The sequence below is a fragment of the Streptomyces fulvoviolaceus genome, assembly GCF_000718165.1.
Lineage (GTDB): Bacteria > Actinomycetota > Actinomycetes > Streptomycetales > Streptomycetaceae > Streptomyces > Streptomyces fulvoviolaceus.
In genome coordinates, this window is record NZ_JOEY01000005.1 from 256,298 (window position 1) to 272,591 (window position 16,294).

General features: G+C 70.9%; 20 protein-coding genes. 4 read left to right on the forward strand and 16 right to left on the reverse strand.

Annotated elements, in window-relative coordinates; genetic code table 11:
• The first annotated feature begins 4 nt into the window (after positions 1–4).
• Positions 5–541, forward strand: coding sequence for a hypothetical protein (locus IG08_RS0107400; protein ID WP_030597796.1), 537 nt, complete (start codon positions 5–7; stop codon positions 539–541).
• Here IG08_RS0107400 and IG08_RS0107405 read toward each other — a convergent pair.
• Genes IG08_RS0107405 through tsaB form a run of 4 tightly spaced genes read right to left on the reverse strand, consistent with a single transcriptional unit; the run spans position 492 to position 3,016 of the window.
• Complete coding sequence (locus IG08_RS0107405; protein ID WP_030597799.1) at positions 492–749, reverse strand: hypothetical protein; 258 nt, start codon at positions 747–749, stop codon at positions 492–494. The two genes, IG08_RS0107400 and IG08_RS0107405, sit on opposite strands and share 50 nt — an antisense overlap.
• Positions 746–1,831 carry a tRNA (adenosine(37)-N6)-threonylcarbamoyltransferase complex transferase subunit TsaD gene (gene tsaD / locus IG08_RS0107410; protein ID WP_030597802.1) on the reverse strand — a complete coding sequence of 362 codons (1,086 nt, stop codon included), beginning with the start codon at positions 1,829–1,831 and terminating at the stop codon, positions 746–748. Before tsaD ends, IG08_RS0107405 begins: the two co-directional genes overlap by 4 nt.
• Positions 1,824–2,324, reverse strand: a complete 501-nt coding sequence (rimI, locus tag IG08_RS0107415; protein WP_043453515.1) for a ribosomal protein S18-alanine N-acetyltransferase — start codon at positions 2,322–2,324, stop codon at positions 1,824–1,826. Before rimI ends, tsaD begins: the two co-directional genes overlap by 8 nt.
• Before the next feature lie 35 nt (positions 2,325–2,359).
• Complete coding sequence (gene tsaB / locus IG08_RS0107420) at positions 2,360–3,016, reverse strand: tRNA (adenosine(37)-N6)-threonylcarbamoyltransferase complex dimerization subunit type 1 TsaB (protein WP_030597807.1); 657 nt, start codon at positions 3,014–3,016, stop codon at positions 2,360–2,362.
• A gap of 325 nt (positions 3,017–3,341) precedes the next feature.
• Between tsaB and IG08_RS0107425 the strand changes: the two genes are divergently transcribed.
• Positions 3,342–3,899, forward strand: a complete 558-nt coding sequence (locus IG08_RS0107425) for a hypothetical protein (RefSeq protein WP_030597809.1) — start codon at positions 3,342–3,344, stop codon at positions 3,897–3,899.
• Here the strand turns inward: IG08_RS0107425 and IG08_RS60605 are convergent.
• The 6 genes from IG08_RS60605 to IG08_RS0107455 all read right to left on the reverse strand — a co-directional run bounded on the left by IG08_RS60605 (position 3,896) and on the right by IG08_RS0107455 (position 9,484).
• On the reverse strand, positions 3,896–4,066 hold the full coding sequence (locus IG08_RS60605; RefSeq protein ID WP_199820819.1) for a hypothetical protein: 171 nt from the start codon (positions 4,064–4,066) through the stop codon (positions 3,896–3,898). The genes IG08_RS0107425 and IG08_RS60605 overlap by 4 nt on opposite strands.
• Positions 4,067–4,206: 140 nt before the next feature.
• Entirely contained in the window at positions 4,207–4,719 is a 513-nt protein-coding gene (gene tsaE / locus IG08_RS0107435; protein ID WP_030597811.1) for a tRNA (adenosine(37)-N6)-threonylcarbamoyltransferase complex ATPase subunit type 1 TsaE, read from the reverse strand.
• Entirely contained in the window at positions 4,685–5,935 is a 1,251-nt protein-coding gene (locus IG08_RS0107440; protein WP_030597813.1) for an alpha/beta fold hydrolase, read from the reverse strand. Before IG08_RS0107440 ends, tsaE begins: the two co-directional genes overlap by 35 nt.
• Positions 5,932–7,155: an alanine racemase gene (gene alr / locus IG08_RS0107445; RefSeq protein WP_030597815.1), complete on the reverse strand. Its 1,224-nt coding sequence runs from the start codon at positions 7,153–7,155 to the stop codon at positions 5,932–5,934. The genes IG08_RS0107440 and alr overlap by 4 nt, the downstream gene beginning before the upstream one ends.
• Positions 7,156–7,232: 77 nt before the next feature.
• A complete protein-coding gene (locus tag IG08_RS55685) occupies positions 7,233–7,793 on the reverse strand; it encodes a M23 family metallopeptidase (RefSeq protein WP_234342823.1) in 561 nt (186 codons plus the stop codon).
• A 260-nt stretch (positions 7,794–8,053) separates the two neighbouring features.
• Positions 8,054–9,484: a bifunctional ADP-dependent NAD(P)H-hydrate dehydratase/NAD(P)H-hydrate epimerase gene (locus tag IG08_RS0107455; RefSeq protein ID WP_030597820.1), complete on the reverse strand. Its 1,431-nt coding sequence runs from the start codon at positions 9,482–9,484 to the stop codon at positions 8,054–8,056.
• A 132-nt stretch (positions 9,485–9,616) separates the two neighbouring features.
• Between IG08_RS0107455 and IG08_RS0107460 the strand changes: the two genes are divergently transcribed.
• Positions 9,617–10,756 (forward strand): hypothetical protein, encoded by a 1,140-nt coding sequence (locus IG08_RS0107460; protein WP_030597823.1) that lies wholly within the window; start codon positions 9,617–9,619, stop codon positions 10,754–10,756.
• A 21-nt stretch (positions 10,757–10,777) separates the two neighbouring features.
• On the opposite strand, the gene IG08_RS0107465 is transcribed toward IG08_RS0107460, so the two are convergent.
• From IG08_RS0107465 to IG08_RS61165, 5 genes are all read right to left on the reverse strand, one after another.
• Complete coding sequence (locus IG08_RS0107465; protein ID WP_030597825.1) at positions 10,778–11,149, reverse strand: holo-ACP synthase; 372 nt, start codon at positions 11,147–11,149, stop codon at positions 10,778–10,780.
• A gap of 101 nt (positions 11,150–11,250) precedes the next feature.
• Positions 11,251–12,102, reverse strand: coding sequence for a hypothetical protein (locus IG08_RS0107470; RefSeq protein WP_030597828.1), 852 nt, complete (start codon positions 12,100–12,102; stop codon positions 11,251–11,253).
• 320 nt (positions 12,103–12,422) lie between these two features.
• Positions 12,423–13,391: a zinc-binding dehydrogenase gene (locus IG08_RS0107475; RefSeq protein ID WP_030597830.1), complete on the reverse strand. Its 969-nt coding sequence runs from the start codon at positions 13,389–13,391 to the stop codon at positions 12,423–12,425.
• A complete protein-coding gene (locus tag IG08_RS0107480; protein ID WP_199820820.1) occupies positions 13,385–13,741 on the reverse strand; it encodes an EthD domain-containing protein in 357 nt (118 codons plus the stop codon). The genes IG08_RS0107475 and IG08_RS0107480 overlap by 7 nt, the downstream gene beginning before the upstream one ends.
• A gap of 230 nt (positions 13,742–13,971) precedes the next feature.
• On the reverse strand, positions 13,972–14,109 hold the full coding sequence (locus IG08_RS61165; RefSeq protein WP_234342824.1) for a hypothetical protein: 138 nt from the start codon (positions 14,107–14,109) through the stop codon (positions 13,972–13,974).
• Between the two features lie 155 nt (positions 14,110–14,264).
• On the opposite strand from IG08_RS61165, the gene IG08_RS56820 reads away from it, so the two are divergent.
• On the forward strand, positions 14,265–14,423 hold the full coding sequence (locus tag IG08_RS56820) for a DUF397 domain-containing protein (RefSeq protein ID WP_078655479.1): 159 nt from the start codon (positions 14,265–14,267) through the stop codon (positions 14,421–14,423).
• Here the strand turns inward: IG08_RS56820 and glmS are convergent.
• Positions 14,384–16,231: a glutamine--fructose-6-phosphate transaminase (isomerizing) gene (gene glmS, locus IG08_RS0107495; RefSeq protein WP_078655480.1), complete on the reverse strand. Its 1,848-nt coding sequence runs from the start codon at positions 16,229–16,231 to the stop codon at positions 14,384–14,386. The two genes, IG08_RS56820 and glmS, sit on opposite strands and share 40 nt — an antisense overlap.
• Between the last annotated feature and the right edge of the window lie 63 nt (positions 16,232–16,294).

The window sequence follows — 16,294 nt, forward strand, 5'->3', positions numbered from 1 at the left end:
TGCAATGTTCCGGTATGTCCATCTCGAGCTGAAGGCGGCCTTCGCCGCGGCGGCCGCCCTGATCGTCACGTTGGCCGTCCTGTTCGTCGTCCGCGGGTCACCGGTCCTGGCCGACGCGTGGTGGCTCTCCGTCGTCGCCATGGTCGTCGTGGCGGCGTTGTGGACGGGCCTGCAGGCGTCCCGGTCCAAGTGGGGCGGCAAGGCGCGGGACTTCGAGGCGGCGGTCCCCAGGGAGGACCCTCAGGGAGTCCTGCCCGCGGGCCGCGGCCGCCTGCTCCACCGCCCCTTCCGCTGGGTGCTCTTCCTCACCCTCCTGGCCGTGTCGCTGCCCCTGTCGTTCTGGCACTCCAACCTGGCCCTGGTCCAGCTGTGGCTGACGCTGTACTGGCTGAGCGGCGCCCTGGCCGCCGCCCGCTGGGAGCGCCGGAACGGCGTGCTGCTGTGGCAAGGGCACGACAGGAACGACCCGTTGAAGCTCTCCTACACGCCGGTCAGTCCGCCGCCACCGACTCGAACCGCCACCGATGCACCGCCCGGTTGACCAACTCACCGTCCGGCTCGGGAAGTTCGGGCAGATCGGCGTCGTAGGCCGCGTCCCACCACGTGAGGACCAGCACCCGGTCCTGCGGAGCCCGGAAGGTCTCACGGCGCAGGGGCCGCGACGGCAGCTCCTGCTCCCGTGCCCAGGCGAGCAGTTCCTCGCCGCGCCCCTCGACCGCCCGCGCCTCCCACATCAACGCGACCGTCACGAGTAGAGGTTCTCCTTGCTGACCTCGTGCACATGATCGTGGCCGGGGACGTGCGGGTCCGTCACCGGCAGCGAGGAGTCCGCCGACAGGTCCCAGCTGGACGTCGGCCGGTTGCGGGCGACCATCTCCGCGCCGAGCGCCGCGACCATCGCGCCGTTGTCGGTGCACAGCTTCGGCCGCGGTACCCGCAGCCGGATCCCGGCCGCCTCGCAGCGCTCCTGGGCCAGCACGCGCAGGCGCGAGTTGGCGGCCACACCGCCGCCGATCATCAGGTGGTCGACGCCCTCGTCCTTGCAGGCCCGCACGGCCTTGCGGGTCAGCACGTCCACGACCGCCTCCTGGAAGGACGCCGCCACATCACGCACCGGCACCTCCTCCCCCGCCGCCCGCTTGGCTTCGATCCAACGGGCCACGGCCGTCTTGAGACCGGAGAAGGAGAAGTCGTACGCCGGATCGCGCGGCCCGGTCAGCCCGCGCGGGAAGGCGATCGCGCGCGGGTCGCCCTCCTTCGCGTACCGGTCGATGACCGGCCCGCCGGGGAAACCGAGGTTCAGCACGCGCGCGATCTTGTCGAAGGCCTCGCCGGCCGCGTCGTCGATGGTCGCGCCCATGGGCCGGACGTCGGAGGTGATGTCGCTGGAGAGCAGGAGCGAGGAGTGCCCGCCGCTGACCAGCAGCGCCATCGTCGGCTCCGGCAGGGCGCCGTGCTCCAGCTGGTCGACGCAGATGTGGGAGGCGAGGTGGTTGACGCCGTAGAGGGGCTTGCCGAGGGCGTAGGCGTACGCCTTGGCGGCCGAGACGCCGACGAGGAGGGCACCGGCGAGGCCGGGGCCCGCGGTGACCGCGATGCCGTCGAGGTCCTTCGCGCTGACCCCCGCCTCCTTCAGCGCCCGGTCGATGGTCGGCACCATCGCCTCGAGGTGCGCGCGCGACGCGACCTCGGGCACCACACCACCGAAGCGGGCGTGCTCGTCGACGCTGGACGCGATGGCGTCGGCCAGCAGGGTGGTACCGCGGACGATGCCGACACCGGTCTCGTCGCAGGAGGTCTCGATGCCGAGGACGAGCGGTTCGTCAGCCATTGATCTCGGTTCCTTGTTCGGAGTTTGCTCTCGCGGCGGAGCCGCTGTCAGCTGCTGTGGTGAGTCGCATCACCAGGGCGTCGACATTGCCGGGCTGGTAGTAGCCGCGCCGGAAACCAATGGCCTCGAAGCCGAAGCGCTCGTACAGCTTCTGGGCGCGGACGTTGTCGATCCGGCACTCCAGCAGCACCTCGGCGCAGTCGAAGTCGGTGGCGGCCCGCAGGAGTTCGGTCAGCAGCCGCGCGCCGAGGCCCGTGCCCCAGTGGTCGCGGGCGACGGCGATCGTCTGGACGTCGGCGAGGTCACCGGAGGAGGCGAGACCGGCGTACCCCACGAGCCTTCCGTCACCGTCCTCGGCCACGAGATACCGCCGGGTGGCCTCGGGGCCCCGGGAGTGCGCGAGCTCGGACCAGAACATCCCGCGGGACCAGGCGTCCTCGGGGAAGAGGGCCTTCTCCAGCTCCAGGACGGGGTCGATGTCCCACCAACGCATCTCACGCAGCCGAGGCGTCACGGTCGTCGGTTCGGTCACTTGGGGGTGACCACCTTGTAGTTCTTGGGGACCTGGGCGTCGGGCCGGCGCAGGTACAGCGGCCGGGGGGCCGGGAGTTCCTCGCCCTTGGCGAGTCTCTCGGCCGCCAGCGACGCGAGCGCGGCGGCGGAGACGTGCTCGGGCTCGTGCACCTTCGGGAAGGTGTCCGGGTAGAGCAGCGCGCCCGCGCCGACGGCCGGCAGCCCGGCGACCCGGTCGGCGATGTCGGCGGGTCGGTCGACGGCGGGGTCGGTCAGGCGGGTGCGGGAGTCGGCGTACGTCGCCCAGTAGACCTCCTTGCGCCGGGCGTCGGTCGCCACGACGAAGGGGCCCTTCTCGATGTCGGCCGCGTACGCCAGCCCGTCGAGGGTGCACACGCCGTGCACGGGCACACCGAGCGCGAGCCCGAAGGTGTCCGCGGTCATCAGACCGACGCGCAGCCCGGTGTACGGCCCTGGGCCGATGCCGACGACGACGCCGGTGACGGCGTCGAGCTTGAGACCGGCCTCGGCGAGCACACGGTCGACGGCCGGCAGCAGCAGCTCCCCGTGCCGGCGCGCGTCCACCTGGCCGGAGGAGGCGATGACAGCCCTGCCGTCGTGCAGCGCGACGGTCACGGCGGGGGTGGCGGTATCCAGAGCGAGCAAGAGCACGCAAACAGCCTACGGCTCCCTAGGGGCCTGTGTCGGACGTCCCGCCTGCCCGGCGACGCCCGGCACGCACTCCCCCAGAGGGGGGAACCCCCAGCCGCGTTGCCGAACCGCCCACGTGGCTCCTCCCCCATCGAGGACGCTCCGGCGCCTTGCGATCGCACGCACCAGACGCCGCCGGGCCCGCCCTCCGGGCGGACGACGGGACGTCCGACACAGGCCCCTGCGCACGTACGGCCGCCATGGTCGGGCGGTCACCTGCTGCTACCGTCGCGGCAAAGCGGGACGTACAGGATGACGCGCTACACGAGGCAAGAGGTGGACGACGGTGGCAAGCAGCAGCTCGGGAATCGTGGCCGGGCTCACCGTGACAGCCCTCGCGACCGTCGGTTTCCTCGCCTACCAGGCCTCCGCGAGCGTTCCGGCCGGGCTGGGCACACCGCATACGCGCAGCTCACCGGCGGTGGCCGCCGCGAAGGCGCCCCGGGACAGGACGGACCCCACCGCGCTGCCCGCCGGGTCCGGTACGGGTGAACGGGTCGTGTACTCGGTGGACGACGACCGGGTGTGGCTGGTCGGCGCGCGCAACAAGGTCAAGCGCACGTTCAAGGTCACCCCGGGCACCCTGGACCCGACTCCGGGCTCCTACTCGGTCACGTCCCGCTCGAACTCGGTCACCGGCACCGACGGCACACCCATCGAGCACGTCGTCCGCTTCACCAGCGTCGACGGCGTGGTCATCGGCTTCAGCACGGCCGTGGGCGCCTCGATGTCGACGGCCGACACCACGACCGTGAAGACGGGCGGCATCCGCGAGTCCCGCCCGGACGGCGACGCGATGTGGGACTTCGCGACGATCGGCGCGAAGGTGGTCGTGATCCGCTAGGCGGCTTTGGGGCGCTCGACGCGCGGCTGCAGTGTCTCGGGATCGGGCAGCCGCGGGGGCGTGGAGATCGCCTTCGCCGCGGCGCACGACGCCAGCAGATCGCGCATGGACACGCCGGCGGCAACGGCGTACGGCCGCGGCTGTGGGGTGCTCTCGGTGGCCGACATGGACGCCTCCTGAAGTTCGGGGGCGGGCGTAGTTAGGTAGACCTAACTACGAACTGGATACCATGTGACCACGCACAAGACACCGAACGCAATATCTTGCCGACGTCTTGTCGGAACGTTCATCAAAATTCACTCGGCTCTCAGGCCGTGAGCAGGTTCAGGTCGGCCGAAGCCCACCGCTCCCCGAGTCCCGTCAGCGTCACGTGCCGCACCTCGTCCGTCGTATCGCCGACGGCCCGGTGGATCACGACCTCCAGGCGGTCGTCGGTCAGCTCCTCGACCTTGCCCTCCCCCCACTCCACGACGATCACCGAGTCGGTCAGCGAGACGTCGAGGTCGAGGTCCTCCATGTCGTCGAGGCCGCCGCCGAGGCGGTACGCGTCGACGTGGACGAGCGGCGGGCCGTCCCCGAGGGACGGGTGCACTCGGGCGATCACGAAGGTCGGGGACGTGACGGCGCCCCGGACGCCGAGCCCCTCGCCGAGCCCGCGGGTCAGTGTCGTCTTGCCCGCGCCGAGCTCCCCGGTGAGCATCACGAGATCACCGGCGCGCAGCAGTTTGGCGAGCCTTCGGCCGAGCTCTCGCATCTGCTCGGGGGACGTGACGGTCAGCTCGGTCTCAACCGGGTTGTGCGGTGCTGCTGGTGCTTCCATAGCCACCCACGGTAGCGCCCGCGGGAACCGCACCCGCGCGGGTGAGCAGGTCGGCGAGGCGGTCGGTGACCACTTCCGGGTGTTCCAGCATGACGAGGTGCCCGGCGTCCGGGACGAGCACCAACTCGGCGTCCGGCAGCAGGTCGGCGATGGCCTCACTGTGCTCGCTGGGCGTGACGAGGTCGCCGACGCCGGCCAGCACGAGCACCGGCAGGTCGGCGAAGTGGGCGATCGCCTCGGTCTTGTCGTGATCGGTGAAGGCCGGGTAGAACTCGGCGACCACGTCGATCGGCGTGCCCTCGATCATCCGCTCGGCGAACCGGGCGACGGCCGGATCCACGTCCCGGGACGCGAACGAGTACCGCTTGATTATCCCGGCGAACAGATCGGCGGTGGCCCGCCGCCCCCGCTCCACCAGGGCCGCCTGCTGCCCCAGCGCCTTCAGCACGCCCGGCAGCACCCGCCGTACGGCGTTGACGCCCGCGACGGGCAGCCCGAAGTTGACCTCGCCGAGCCGCCCCGAAGACGTGCCCACAAGGGCGACGGCGACAACGCGCTCACGGATCAGCTCGGGGTACTGGTCGGCCAGCGCCATGACGGTCATCCCGCCCATGGAGTGCCCGACGAGCACGATGGGCCCCTCCGGCGCGGCCGCGTCGATGACGGCCTTGAGGTCACGACCCAGCTGGTCGATGGTGACCGGCATGTCGTCCTGCACCTGGGCCGCACCGCGCTCGGACCGCCCGTGACTGCGCTGGTCCCAGTGGACGGTCCGTACGACGCCTCGCAGCGCCGCCCGCTGGAAGTGCCAGGAGTCCTGGTTGAGGCAGTAGCCATGGCTGAAGACGACGGTGACGGGGGCAGGGGCCTTGCGCCCGAACAGCCGCCGACGGCGCGGGCTGAGTGCGGGCGCAGCTTCGGGATCGACATCGTCGACCTCGTAGTACAGCTCGGTGCCGTCGTCGGCGTACGCCTTGCCGGGGGTGCCGCGCAGCGAGCCGTACGGTCCCGTCGAGTCGAGCGCGAGCCGGGCCTTCTTGCGCATGCCGCGCCCGACGGTGAGCCGCTCTATCGCCACACCGGCGGCCGCGCCCGCGGCGACCACGCCTATCGCGGCGCCCGCGATGCCGGTCGCCCTGCGCCAGTTGCCCGCCCCCGTGGCGGCGAGCGCCGCCGAGGCGGCGTCCGCGACGGCCTCCGCACTGCTCTCGCTCACGTGCCACTCCTCTTCGCCGGACCGTCAGGACCGCCTGGACCGCTACCGTCCCGAATGCCCTGTCCCTCATTCAAATAGACGCGGGGAACGCGCTTTCCGATCCGGGTGACGATTTCGTACGCGATGGTGCCCGCGGCCTGCGCCCAGTCCTCGGCGGTGGGCTCGCCGCGGTCGCCGGGCCCGAAGAGCACCGCTTCCGAGCCGGCCGTGGGCTCGTCCCCGCCGAGGTCGACGACGAACTGGTCCATGGCCACCCGCCCGGCCACCGTCCGCCACTTGCCGTCGACCAGCACGGGCCCGGTCCCGGAGGCGTGCCGCGGGATGCCGTCCGCGTACCCGACGGGCACGAGCCCGAGGGTCGTCTCGCCGGGGGTGATGTAGTGATGCCCGTAACTGACGCCGTGAGACCCCGGAACGTGCTTCACCAGCGCGACGGACGCCGACAGCGTCATGACGGGGCGCAGCCCGAAGTCGGCGGGGCTGCCGATCTCGGGGCTCGGCGAGATCCCGTAGATCGCGATCCCGGTCCGCACGAGGTCGAAGTGGCTCTCGGGAATGGTCAGCGTGGCGGGCGAGTTGGCGATGTGCCGCACCTCGGGCCGCACGCCCTGCCCCTCGGCATACGCCACCATCTCCCGGAAGCGGGTGAGCTGGGCGGCGATGGAGGGATGCCCGGGCTCGTCGGCGCAGGCGAAGTGCGACCAGAGCCCGGTGACCCGGAGGAGCCTGTCGGCCTCGGCGGCCAGGGCGGCGTGGACGAGCTCCGCCCAGTCGTCGCCGGGCTGGCAGCCGTTGCGCCCGAGACCGGTGTCGGCCTTGAGCTGGATCCGCGCGGGCCGTCCGGCCTGCCGGGCCGCCGCCGTGACCTCCTCGAGCGCCCACATCCCGCTGACGGACACGTCGAGGTCGGCCTCGACGGCCTCTCTCCACGGCCCGCCGGGCGTCCAGAGCCAGCACATGACGCGCCCGGTCAGCCCGGCGGCCCGCAGCTCGAGGGCCTCCTCGGGCGTGGCGGTACCGAGCCAGCCGGCTCCCGCCTCGACGGCCGCGCGGGCGCAGGGCACCGCGCCGTGGCCGTACCCGTCGGACTTCACCACGGCCATGACGGCCGCACCCGGCGCACGCTCGCGCAGGGCACGCACGTTGGCCCGCAGCGCGGCCAGGTCGATCTCGGCGCGGGCGCGCAGCGGGGCGGCCGGGGTGGTTGCTGTCTCAGTCATGACGCCCCCAGTGTCGCAGAGGGGTCCGACAGCCCCGCGGAGCCCTGCGAGGCCGGCGTCCGGGCCGTCCGTGTCCGTCAGAGACGCAGGCCGTGCCGGGCCAGGTACTTCGCCGGGTCGACGTCCGAGCCGTACTGGCGGCGGGCGCGGACTTCGAAGTGCAGATGCGGGCCGGTGGAACGCCCGGTGCTCCCGCTGCTTCCTATCCGTGTTCCGGCCCGGACCTTGGAACCCCGCGTGACCGAGATGCGCGACAGATGAGCGTAGAGGACGTAGCGGGAATCCCGCATCTTTATCGTCACGGCCTTGCCGTACGACCCGGACCAGCGGGCCAGGACGACGGTGCCGGAGCCCACCGAGTAAACCGGGGTCCCCTTCGGTACGGCCAGGTCGATTCCGGTGTGATATCCGACCAGCCAGTTGCCCCGCACCCGGTAGCGCATCGTGACCCTCGCCCGCCGCCGTATGGGGCGGCTCCATGACTCGGGCGCGAGGAACCGATCGCCGTCCTCGGGGTCGTCGGCGGCCGCCAGTAGTCGCTCGTATTCCTCGTCGTACTCGGTGCCGCAGTTCCCGTCCGTGTCCTCGGCCCAGGCATGGGGAGTCGCACCGTGGAGACCGAGCGCCGCACCCCCCACGACAACTGCCGCTCTCCCGAACAACTCGCGCCGAGTGGCGCCGCATAGGGGTAGATCGCCTACGTGTGGAACGTCTGTGTCTGGAACGCCTATGTGTGGATCGTCCATGCCTGCCAGGGAAACATCGCCCGTTCGGCTCCGCACATGCGGCCGACCGGGATTACTCCCGACGGGTAGTTCTTCACCGGGTCGCGCCAATTTCACGCTCTATCGCTTGCGTCCGAAAGCCACAAGTGCGGGCCCGCGTACGAGTTAACGCCTCACTCCCGCACATCCCGCCAGGCCCCCGGAATCGCCGCGGCCACGTCATGCGCCCCCACCGGCGCCCCGTCCGCCGCGAACCTCCCCGCCAGCCCGTGCAGATACGCGGCCGCACTTCCCGCGTCGACGGCGGTGAGCCCGGCGGCCAGCAAAGACCCCGCCAGCCCCGACAGCACGTCCCCGCTCCCGGCCGTGGCCAGCCAGGCCGTCCCCGTCGCGTTGACCCGCGCGGCTCCCCCGCCCGAGTCGGCGACCACGGTCGTCGAGCCCTTCAGCAGTACGGTCGCCGCGTACCGCGCGGCCAGGTCCCGCGCCGAGGCGAGCCGGGCCCCTTCGACCTCCTCCCGCGCGACCCCCAGCAGCGCGGCAGCCTCTCCGGCATGCGGGGTCATCAACGTCGGCGCGGTACGAGCCCGTACGGCGTCCGGCTCGGCCAACCGCAGCCCGTCCGCGTCGATCAGCACGGGCACGTCCGCCGCCACCACCTCCGCCACGGTCGCCGCGTCCTCCCCCGCCCCCGGCCCGACGACCCACGCCTGCACCCGCCCCGCCTTCCGCGGCCCCAGATCCGACACGAGCGTCTCGGGAAAACGGGCGATGACGGCCGGCCCGGCGGGCCCGACGTACCGCACGGCCCCCGCCCCGCCCCGCAACGCTCCGGCGACGGCGAGAACGGCCGCCCCCGGATACCGCGCCGATCCGGCGGCGATACCGACGACTCCCCGCCGGTACTTGTCGCTCTCCCCCGAGGGCACCGGCAACAACCGAGCCACATCCACGTGTTGCAGGGCCTCCAGCTCGGCCTCGTCCGGCAGCGACAGCCCGATGTCCACGAGCCGCACCGAACCGGCGTACTCCCGCGCCGGATCGATCAGCAACCCCGGCTTGTGCGTCCCGAAGGTGACGGTCAGATCGGCCCGTACGGCCGCCCCGCGCACCTCCCCCGTGTCCGCGTCGACCCCACTCGGCAGATCGACGGCGACGACGGCGGCCCGAGCCCGCTCGGCGGCGAGAGCGAGCGGCACGGCATCCGCCCGCAGCCCACCCTTGCCGCCGATCCCTACGATGCCGTCGACCACCAGGTCGGCCCGTTCGATCAGTTCCTCGGCGCCATCGGTACCCACCGCACGGCCCCCCGCCCGCCGCAGCGCCGCGAGCCCGCCGGCATGGGCCCGCTCGGGCGCGAGCAGCACGGCCGCAACTCCGGCGCCCCGCCGCGCCAGCCGGGCGCCCGCGTACAACGCGTCCCCGCCGTTGTCACCGCTCCCGACCAGCAGCACGACCCGGCTGCCGTACACCCGCCCCAGCAGGTCCGCGCAGGCTGCGGCGAGTCCGGCGGCCGCCCGCTGCATCAACGCGCCCTCCGGCAGCCGCGCCATCAGCTCCCGCTCGGCCGCCCTTACCGTCTCCACGCTGTACGCAGTCCGCATGGGTTCGAGTCTCCCCCGTCCCCCACCCACCGCGTCGAAGCCATTGACGCTTTACCGCCCCTTTGCCAAACTCCCGGCCCCCACAGGATGAATCGATTCAGTCGAACCGATTCGACGAGAGGACGCACCCGCATGCGACGCAGAGCCGCACTCCTCGCAGCCACAGCCCTTCTGGCGACCGGCCTCACCACGACAGCCGTCGCCCCGAAGGCCGTCGCCGCAGCCTGCGGCGACGGCTCCTACCAGGCAGAGGCCGTACTGAACGGCAGCACCTGGACAGCCCGCCACGGCAGTACGACGGTCTACACCGGCACGGACTTACGAGCCGCAGCCCAGGCAGCCGTGAACAGCCTCACCTCCGGCCGCACCACCAAGGAACGGGTCGTGGTCCGAGGCTCGGGCTCGATGTCCGCCGGTTCCCGCATCTCGCTCCCCAGCTACACCACCCTCGACGTCTGCGGCACGATCAACGTCACGGGCACCGGCAGCGGCGACCAGGCCCCGGTCTACTCCCGCGGCACCCGGGACGTGGAGGTCCAGCACCTCAACCTCACGGGCAGCCCGCTCTACGGCGTCTTCCTGCGCAACGTCCAGAACGTGGTCCTCGGCCAGCTGGACATGCGCCTGTCGGCGGGCCTCGGCGTGCGGATCGACAACCGGGGCGACACGAGCCAGTGGACGAGGAACGTCCGCATCGACAACGTCTACGTGTCGGGCGCGAGCAGCCACGCGGTCGAGACGTACGGCGTCGACGGCCTCACCATCGGCACGGTGACGGCCCGGAACGTGGGCGAGTCCGGACTCCTCCTGAACCAGACGATCAACGCGACGGTCACCAAGGTCGACGCGGAGAACGCAGGCACCGGCACGGGCTACGCGGCCTTCCGCATGGCCAACCGCAACGGCCGGGTCGGGAGTTCGTACCCCACCAACATCCGCGTGGGCGAGGTGATCGCGAGGGGCGGTGGCCGCGGCGTGTTCTGCGTCTCGGAGAGCGGCGGCGCGGTCATCGACAAGGTGACGCTCTCCAGCACCGGCAACAACTCGGTCCTGATCGAGAACTGCTACAACGTCAGCCTCGCGGCCCAGAGCGGCACGATCACGGGCGGCGGCGAACTCCGCCTCGCGGCCCGCGCGGAGTTCCCGAACAACGACAACATCACCATCCAGAACCTGACGGTGACGAACGCGACGATCCGCGAGAACCCCTGCGGAACGAACACCACCTTCCGCAACATCACCCTGGTCAACAGCACCCAGTCGATCTGCTGAGAGCGGCGTGACGGGGTGGCCTCAGCCCTCCGCGACGACGACCGCCGAGGCCACCCCCGCGTCATGGCTCAGCGACACATGCCAGGACCGCACGCCGAGCTCGGCGGCCCGCGCCGCCACCGTCCCGGTGACCCGCAGCCGAGGCTGCCCGCTGTCCTCGACGTAGACCTCGGCGTCGGCCCAGTGCAGCCCGGCCGGCGCGCCCAGCGCCTTGGCGAGAGCCTCCTTCGCAGCGAACCGCGCGGCGAGCGAGGCGATCCCCCGCCGCTCCCCGCTGGGCAGCAGCAACTCGCGCTCCAGGAAGAGGCGTTCGGCCAGTCCGGGCGTGCGCTCCAAGGACGCCCGGAACCGGTCGATCTCGGCCACGTCGATTCCGACCCCGATGATGCTCATGCCGGGCACCCTACGGGCACGGGGAACGCGGTCGGGTCAGGCACCTGCCTGCTTGACGTCGACTGCCTGCTTGACGTCGGCTGCCTGCTTGACGTCGGCTGCTACTTGACGTCGATGAAGTCGCCGGTCGCCTTCGCGGAGCCGGTCGTGGCGGTGCCGGCGAAGACGAAGCGGTAGTAGCCGTCGGAGCCGGCCTTGGTGGTGGTCTTCAGGGCGCCGGTGCTGCTGGACTTGACCGTCTTGAGGGTGGTGTAGGTGTCGCTTCCCTTCTTGCGGAACTGCAACTGCACCGCCTGGGTCGCGTAGCCCGCGTACTTGCCCGTGGTCCAGTTGGCGCGGCTCAGCTTGCCGGTGACCGTGATGGTCTTCCCCTTCTTCACCGGCTCCGGAGAGGCGTTGGCGGTCAGCTTGGCGGCGCGCTTGATCTTGGTCCTGGCGACGTCGTCGTTGTAACTGGCGTTCGCGTAGAGGTCGTAGGCGCCGAGGAAGAACTTCCAGGTTCCCGCGACGCCGTTGCCACCCTGGAAGTCGACCGCCGGGTCGATGTTGAAGACCGCCTTGCAGCCGTAGACGCCCTGGGTCGCCGATTCCGTGCAGACGGCGTCGTCGTCCGTCCCCAGGGAGCCGGTGATGGTGTCCACGTTCGAGCTGTCGGTGCCCTGCCACAGGAAGGCCGTGGTGAGGGCGACGCCGTCCTCGTCGGAGGCGGTGTACGTGACGGTGACGGACTTCTTGGTGGTCGTGCCGAGGACGATGTCCTTGCCACCGTTGATGACCGCGTTCGAGAAAGTGGTGCCGCCCAGCGAGTCCTTCGGCTGGACGGCCGTCGAGGCGACGGCTCTGAGATCCGTCGACGCACCCGGACGCTCCGCCGCCTGGGCACCGGCCGGAAGAGCCAGCGCCGAAAGAACAACAGCGCCGGAAAGAACGATGGCCGCAGCGCGCATACGCATGTGATCCCCCCACAGTGAAGTCGAGAGGCCCTGCCGAACTGTCCCCCCGGCAGGGCCTGTTGATGTTGCGCATCGTACATACGTACGGGCCCGGGTGTGATCCATTCACAGGCTGCGAGTCGGCCACCGAGCCGCGAACAGCTCGCACCGCACGCACTTGGCCCGATTGCCGTGTCCGGCCGACGGATGCCACGCCTCGATCCGCAGCTCACCCGTAGGGCAGCGGGCCGGCCCCTTCGCATGGCGTACGGCGTTGCAGATCAGCTCCGTCGCAGCACGACCCGGCTGCCGTACACCCGCTCCAGCAAGTCCGTCGGCACCTACGGCCGTAGCACGACCTTGCCGAACAGGTCGCCCTCGACCATGGACTTGAAGCCCTCCGCGGCGTCGGCGAGAGGGAGCGTCGAGTGGACGGGCGGACGGATGTCGTGTTCGGCGCAGAACCGCACGAGCTGTGCGAGTTCGTCGCGTGTCCCCATCGTGGTCCCGACGATCCGCAGCTTCGCCATGAAGAGGCGTTCGAGGTCCAGCGGCGGGTTGGAGCCCGATGTCTGGCCGGCCACCACGATCGTCCCGCCCGGCCTGACGGCCTTCATGGAGTGCTGCCAGGTCGCGGCGCCCACCGACTCCAGCACGGCGTCGACCCGCTCCGGCAGCCGGGTTCCCGGCGCGAACGCCTGGTCGGCTCCCAGCTCCACCGCCCGTGCACGCTTCTCCTCGGTACGGCTCGTCACCCACACCCGCACGCCCGCGGCCTTGCCCAGCACCGTGGCCGCCGTCGCGAGACCGCCACCGGCGCCCTGCACGAGCAAGGTGCTTCCCCGCGTCGCACCGGCGAGGACGAAGAGCATCCGGTACGCCGTCACCCACGCCGTGGGCAGGCACGCGGCGTGCTCGAACGACATTGCGGCCGGCTTGGCCACGAGGTTGCGCCTCGGGACGGCGACGCGCTCGGCGAAGGTGCCGTCGTGGAAGTCGGAGAGGATCGTCACCCCTGGGTCGAGGATCTCCTCCCCGCCCCAGGCCGGGTCGTTGACCAGCGCGTGGATGATCACCTCGCGCCCGTCCTCGTCGACGCCCGCCGCGTCGCAGCCGAGCACACGCGGAAACGGCGCGTACTTGGGGGTCCCCACCCCGCGCAGCGACCAGACGTCATGGTGGTTGAGTGAAGCGGCGCGCACCCGGACGACGGTCCAGCCCTCTTCCGCGACGGGCTCGGGGTGCTCCCCGACGTGCAGGCCGGCCAAGGGGTCGGTCGCGTCGGCGCGGGTGATCGTGGCCGCTAGCATGCGCGGTGAATCGAGGCTCGGCGCTCGTCGGTGACGATGATGACCCGCCCGCCGGTATCCATGAATTTCTCCTCGTCCTCCCGTAGCACCTTGCCTCCCTCGCCCGAATACCACGCCCTCCAGCGTTCGAGGCCGGCAAGGTCCTCGAACCTGAACTCCGTGACGCAGTCATAGGGGGGATCGGTCTTGCCGCGGCCGAGGCGCAGCGCGTGATTCTGCCCGTAATGCCTGATCGCCTCTGCGACGTCAGGAGGGATGGTGCGCGCGGCGAGCGGCGCGTGCTTCTGCTCGTAATACGCGCAGAATTCCTCGAGGGTGAAGTCCGGACGACGCTTGATCAGCGCAATCATTTTGATCAAGTCGAATCCGCCTTTCCATCGTTCGGCGCGGCTCCGTCGCCGAGCACCTGAACGTTAGACCGCCCGGTCGGTACAATCAAGATGCTCGGGGCACCCATCAGGGCGCGACCGACTCGCACTCGGTGATCCGGTCCATCTCCTCTGGCGGCTCTGGCGGTTCAGGGCCTGTCCCAGCGGCGCCACTGGCCGTCCTGCTGACTGTCCTGCCGGTCAGCCACCGCTCAGGCCTGTTCCGGACCGACCCCCGAAACCTCGGGGTCCCCGGCGAACAGATCCTCGGCCCGCTCGACCGTGCGGGAACGCTCCAGCCAGGCGTCCATGCGGTCGAGATCAGCGCAGGCGGTGATGCGCTCGCTCACGACTGTCCGATACGGGGACGCCGCGAGCCTCCAGCACGAACAGGATCCCCTTGGCCCCGCCTTCGGCCCATCCTCCTGCCTTGCCTTCTGTCTTGCCCTCCAGGTAGGCCGTCTCACGGACCGTCCCCCGGCCAGGGAAGTAGCTGACGAACGGCATGATTTCCCTCGCGAGCACCGCCACCCGCGTGGCCGTCCGCGACACAAAGGCCCCAGCCAGGGCAACCATCACCTTCCCGACCGGAGCCTTCTCCGCCTTCCTCACCGGCGTGAAGAACTACTCCACCGTCACCGACTTCGCCAGGTTCCGAGGCTGATCCACCTCGTTCCCCCGAGCCGTGGCCAGCTCGCAGGCGAACACCTGCAACGGCACCGTGGCCACGAGCGGCTGAAGCAAGGTCGGAGTCACAGGGATCCGAATCAAGTGATCCGCATACGGCACGACCGCCTCATCCCCCTCCTCCGCGATCACGATCGTCCGCGCACCCCGGGCCCGGATCTCCTGGATGTTGGACACGATCTTGTCGTGGAGGACGGACCGCCCCCGAGGCGAGGGCACGACCACGACCACCGGCAGGTCGTCCTCGATCAACGCGATCGGCCCGTGCTTCAACTCCCCCGCCGCAAACCCCTCGGCATGCATATAGGCGAGCTCCTTCAGCTTCAGCGCCCCCTCCAGCGCCACCGGATACCCGACATGCCGCCCCAGGAAGAGCACCGTCTTCTTCGCGGCGAGCGACCGCGCCAACTCCCGTACCGGCTCCATCGTCTCCAGCACCCGCTCGACCTCACCGGAGATCTGCGACAGGTCCCGGATGACGGCGGAGATCTCGTCACCCCACTTGGTCCCCCGCACCTGCCCCAGATACAGCGCGACGAGATAGCAGGCGACCAACTGCGTCAGAAACGCCTTCGTCGACGCTACGGCCACCTCCGGCCCCGCATGCGTGTACAGCACCGCATCCGACTCACGCGGAATGGTCGACCCGTTGGTGTTGCAGATGGCGAGCACCTTGGAGCCCTGTTCCCGCGCATGCCGCAGCGCCATCAGCGTGTCCATGGTCTCCCCGGACTGCGAGATGGCGATGACCAGCGACCGCGCGTCCAGGATCGGATCCCGGTACCGGAACTCGCTCGCCAGCTCCACCTCGCACGGGATGCGCGTCCAGTGCTCGATGGCGTACTTGGCGATGAGCCCGGCGTGGAAGGCCGTACCGCACGCCACGACGACGACCTTGTCGACCTCCCGCAGCTCATGCGCGGGGATCCGCACCTCGTCCAGCGTCAGCGAGCCGGACGCGTCGATGCGCCCCAGCAAGGTGTCGGCGACAGCCTTGGGCTGCTCGGCGATCTCCTTGAGCATGAAGTAGTCGTAGCCGCCCTTCTCCGCGGCGGACGCGTCCCAGTCGACGTGGTACGACCGGACGTCGGCAGGCCGGCCGTCGAAGCCCGTCACCGTGACCCCGTCCCGGCGCAGCTCGACCACCTGGTCCTGACCCAGCTCGATCGCCGACCGGGTGTGGGCGATGAACGCGGCGACATCGGACGCGAGGAAGGCCTCGCCCTCCCCGACACCCACCACCAACGGCGAGTTGCGCCGCGCCCCCACCACCACATCCGGCTCGTCCGCATGCACCGCGACCAGCGTGAACGCGCCCTCCAGCCGCCGGCACACCAGCCGCATCGCCTCCGCGAGATCCCCGCACGACGAGAACTCCTCGGCGAGCAGATGCGCCACGACCTCGGTGTCGGTCTCGGAGGCCAGCGCATGCCCCCGCTCCGCCAACTCGGCCCGCAGCAGCGCGAAGTTCTCGATGATCCCGTTGTGCACGACGGCCACGCGCCCCGCGTTGTCGAGGTGCGGATGGGCGTTCGCGTCCGTGGGTCCCCCGTGCGTCGCCCACCGCGTGTGCCCGATCCCCGTCCTGCCCGCCGGCAGCGGCCGGTCGACCAGCTCCTTCTCCAGGTTGACCAGCTTCCCGGCCTTCTTCGCGGCGGCCAGCCCGCCGTCCGCGAGCACCGCGACGCCTCCGGAGTCGTACCCCCGGTACTCCAGTCGCTTCAGTCCGGCCATCACGACATCGAGCGCCGACTGCGACCCCACGTATCCCACGATTCCGCACATGCGCCGCAGCCTAGGGGCCGGAAGCCGTCCGAACACGGCACTACGTGCCCGATTTCGGAAATC

Bases quoted from the DNA above. Each gene is read 5' to 3' on its own strand.
- glmS (WP_078655480.1), bottom strand. From the start codon at position 16,231: ATGTGCGGAATCGTGGGATACGTGGGGTCGCAGTCGGCGCTCGATGTC.
- IG08_RS0107470 (WP_030597828.1), bottom strand. From the start codon at position 12,102: ATGCGTATGCGCGCTGCGGCCATCGTTCTTTCCGGCGCTGTTGTTCTT.
- IG08_RS0107460 (WP_030597823.1), top strand. From the start codon at position 9,617: ATGCGACGCAGAGCCGCACTCCTCGCAGCCACAGCCCTTCTGGCGACC.
- IG08_RS56820 (WP_078655479.1), top strand. From the start codon at position 14,265: ATGATTTCCCTCGCGAGCACCGCCACCCGCGTGGCCGTCCGCGACACA.
- IG08_RS0107475 (WP_030597830.1), bottom strand. From the start codon at position 13,391: ATGCTAGCGGCCACGATCACCCGCGCCGACGCGACCGACCCCTTGGCC.
- rimI (WP_043453515.1), bottom strand. From the start codon at position 2,324: ATGCGTTGGTGGGACATCGACCCCGTCCTGGAGCTGGAGAAGGCCCTC.
- IG08_RS0107465 (WP_030597825.1), bottom strand. From the start codon at position 11,149: ATGAGCATCATCGGGGTCGGAATCGACGTGGCCGAGATCGACCGGTTC.
- tsaD (WP_030597802.1), bottom strand. From the start codon at position 1,831: ATGGCTGACGAACCGCTCGTCCTCGGCATCGAGACCTCCTGCGACGAG.
- IG08_RS0107480 (WP_199820820.1), bottom strand. From the start codon at position 13,741: ATGATTGCGCTGATCAAGCGTCGTCCGGACTTCACCCTCGAGGAATTC.
- IG08_RS60605 (WP_199820819.1), bottom strand. From the start codon at position 4,066: ATGTCGGCCACCGAGAGCACCCCACAGCCGCGGCCGTACGCCGTTGCC.
- IG08_RS0107455 (WP_030597820.1), bottom strand. From the start codon at position 9,484: ATGCGGACTGCGTACAGCGTGGAGACGGTAAGGGCGGCCGAGCGGGAG.
- IG08_RS0107400 (WP_030597796.1), top strand. From the start codon at position 5: ATGTTCCGGTATGTCCATCTCGAGCTGAAGGCGGCCTTCGCCGCGGCG.
- tsaE (WP_030597811.1), bottom strand. From the start codon at position 4,719: ATGGAAGCACCAGCAGCACCGCACAACCCGGTTGAGACCGAGCTGACC.
- alr (WP_030597815.1), bottom strand. From the start codon at position 7,155: ATGACTGAGACAGCAACCACCCCGGCCGCCCCGCTGCGCGCCCGCGCC.